2 protein-coding genes are annotated in these 2,194 nt (G+C 73.9%); both read left to right on the top strand.

The annotated features are described in order from the left end of the window. Window positions 1-290: 290 nt before the first annotated feature. Window positions 291-1,205, top strand: a complete 915-nt coding sequence (locus tag AB0D45_RS34740) for a DUF4097 family beta strand repeat-containing protein (protein WP_362466683.1) — start codon at window positions 291-293, stop codon at window positions 1,203-1,205. Window position 1,206: 1 nt separating this feature from the next. Then, window positions 1,207-2,103, top strand: a complete 897-nt coding sequence (locus AB0D45_RS34735) for a helix-turn-helix transcriptional regulator (protein WP_361608691.1) — start codon at window positions 1,207-1,209, stop codon at window positions 2,101-2,103. Window positions 2,104-2,194: the final 91 nt, after the last annotated feature.

The following is a 2,194-nucleotide window of genomic DNA, read 5'->3' as shown; positions in this document are numbered from 1 at the left end:
GTTCCGGATGTGCCTGATGGGCGGTACCGCGCGCCGAATTCATCTCGTTTTAGTCCCGGACGACACCCCCCCCCCCCCCCCCCCCCTCCGTTGAGTGCCCCTCGTCCCCGCCTCGCCGCCACATCCAGCCTCGCCGGCGTTTGAGGCGCGGGTCCGGGCAGAGTACGGGGAGGCTCCGCGCAGCGGCACGCCACGGCCGACGGTAGGTGCTTGACTTACGGAGGCCGCGATATATCGTGTTGTGAGACGCGATATGTTGCGTGCACCAGCCCCCGAGGAGGAGCAGCACCATGGCAGAGCAGATGACCTGGTCCGTCGCCGCACCGCAGAAGCTCACCTTCGAGCAGCCGGTGCACGACCTGCGCGTGCGCGTCGTCGGCGGCACGGTGAACGTGGTCGCCGCCGAGGAGGGCCCGGCCCGGCTGGAGGTCGCCGAGGTCGACGGGCCGCCGCTGCACGTGGTCCAGGAGGGCGGCACGCTCACCCTCTCGTACGAGGACCTCCCCTGGAACGGTTCCCAGGGCTTCAAGAAGTGGTTCGAGGGCAAGCCCTGGAAGGCCTGGTCGGGTGCTTCCAAGGACGGCCGCAAGGCCTGGGAGCGCAGCGTCACCGTCACGCTCACCGTTCCCGCCGCCACCCGCGTCCAGCTCGGCACCGTCAGCGCCGTCGCGTTCGTCTCCGGGATCACCGGCGGCACCGAGGTCCACGGGGTCTCCGGCGACGCCACCCTGGTGGGGCTCTCCGGCCGGGTCCGGGCGAACACCGTCTCCGGCAGCGTCGAGGTCCAGTCCGTCACCGGGGAGCTCGGCTTCCACTCCGTCTCCGGAGGTCTGACGGTGGTCGACGGCGCGGCCGGCAGCGTACGGGCCGACTCGGTCAGCGGCGACATGCTCATCGACCTCGTCCCCGACCCGGCCGCCCCCACGCCGGTGGACATCCTGCTCAACTCCGTCTCCGGCCAGGTGGCGATCCGCCTTCCGCACCCCGCCGACGCCAGGGTCGAGGCCAACACCGCCACCGGCAGCGTCTCCAACGGCTTCGGGGACCTGCGCGTCACCGGCCAGTTCGGGGCCAAGCGGATCACCGGCACCCTCGGCGCCGGCACCGGGACCCTGCGCGCCACCACCGTCTCCGGGGCCATCGCCCTGCTGAGCCGCCCGCAGGCGGACGCCGCTCCCCTCCAGCTCGACAAGAAGGTGCTCTGACATGCCGCCCGTCTTCGCCCACGGACGCCTCCGCCTCTACCTCCTCAAGCTGCTGGACGAGGCGCCCCGCCACGGGTACGAGGTGATCCGGCTGCTGGAGGAGCGCTTCCAGGGGCTGTACGCGCCGTCCGCGGGCACCGTGTACCCGCGGCTCGCCAAGCTGGAGGCCGAGGGGCTGGTCACGTACGCCACCGAGGGCGGGCGCAAGGTGTACTCCATCACCGAGGCGGGCCGCGCCGAGCTGGCCGACCGGGTCGGGGAGCTGGCCGACCTGGAGCTGGAGATCCGCGACTCCGTCTCCGAACTGGCCGCGGAGATGCGCGACGACGTGCGCGGCGCCGCGGGCGACCTGCGCCGCGAGATGCGGGCCGCGGCCTCCGCGACGGCGACGCACGTCGAGGACGAGTCCTGGAAGGCCGCCAAGGAGGAGCTCCGCAAGGCGAAGCAGGAGTGGAAGGAGCAGGCGCGCCGCGCGAAGGACGAGAGCCGCCGGGCCCGCGAGGAGGCCCAGCAGGCCCGCCGCCAGGCCAAGGAGGCCCAGGAGCGGGCCCGTGAGGAGGTGCAGCGCATCGCCGCGCAGCTCCAGGAGCAGTTCGCCAGGTCCAGCGGGGTGCTGGGCAGCCTGGCCGGAGCCTGGCTGGGCGGGAACGCGGCCGGTGCCGGCCCCGCCGCCGAGGCGCCGAGCGCCCCCGGGCCCTCGGGCTCGGCGTGGGCGGAGGACCTGGCGCCCACCTCCGACCCGGCGCGGGACCTGGACCGGCTGCTGGACCGTTTCCGCGACGACGTCCGCGACGCGGCCCGCGACCACGGCGTGACCCCCGCGCAGCTCGCCGAGGCCCGCGCCCACCTGGCGGCGGCCGCCGCCCGCATCGCCGCCGGACTGCGCCCGGGAATCTAGGCCGTCTCTTCCGGATCTTGCCTGACCCGCGTCGCCCGGCACCGCACCTCGCCGCGTTGTCGAGGCACCCGAGGACGTCCAGTAATCGGGA

The sequence above is a fragment of the Streptomyces sp. NPDC048352 genome, assembly GCF_040651895.1.
Taxonomy (GTDB): domain Bacteria; phylum Actinomycetota; class Actinomycetes; order Streptomycetales; family Streptomycetaceae; genus Streptomyces.
Note: the sequence above shows the minus strand (reverse complement) of the source record. Positions and strands in the feature narration are given on the sequence as shown.

Bases quoted from the DNA above. Each gene is read 5' to 3' on its own strand.
- AB0D45_RS34735 (WP_361608691.1), top strand. From the start codon at position 1,207: ATGCCGCCCGTCTTCGCCCACGGACGCCTCCGCCTCTACCTCCTCAAG.
- AB0D45_RS34740 (WP_362466683.1), top strand. From the start codon at position 291: ATGGCAGAGCAGATGACCTGGTCCGTCGCCGCACCGCAGAAGCTCACC.